This is a genomic window from Pseudomonas sp. 43(2021), assembly GCF_017490805.1.
GTDB lineage: Bacteria > Pseudomonadota > Gammaproteobacteria > Pseudomonadales > Pseudomonadaceae > Aquipseudomonas.
Genome location: NZ_JAFGYJ010000295.1, coordinates 1 through 508, shown reverse-complemented (window position 1 = coordinate 508; position 508 = coordinate 1). Strand labels below are relative to the sequence as shown.

Annotated in this window: 1 protein-coding gene; it reads left to right on the top strand. The window is 61.2% G+C overall.

What is annotated here, in order from left to right; all coding sequences use genetic code 11:
- On the top strand, positions 1–508 hold a 508-nt coding region (locus tag J5M71_RS27290; protein WP_207838650.1), incomplete at both ends, for a putative porin.

The window sequence follows — 508 nt, the reverse complement described above, 5'->3', positions numbered from 1 at the left end:
AACCCGCAAGTCGACACCGGTATCCGTATCGCCACCGGCGGCGGTGACGACGCGCGCTCGACCAACCAGGATCAGGACAACTACTTCGACAAGAAGCAGATCTGGCTCGACCTCGGCTACATCGACTATCACCCGGATCAGATCAAGAACCTGCACGTGATCGGCGGCAAGATGCTGCAACCATGGGTGAGCATGGGCGACGTGATCTGGGACAGCGACATCAACCCGGAAGGTCTGGCCGTTACCTACAAATACCCACTGGGCGGCAGCGCCGAACTGTTCGGCAGCCTGGGTAACTACAACCTCAAGGACAACGTTGACGGCGACGGCGTGCAATTCCGCCACGACCTGCGCCTGACCGCTGGCCAGTTGGGCAGCCGCTTCAACATCACTGACAACCTGAAGATGACCGTCGGCGGCAGCGTTTACGCTTACCAGAATGACGATGACAGCCGCTGCACCGGCACCTCGACGCCGTGCGCGCTGGCAGTCAACGGCAACTCGGCCG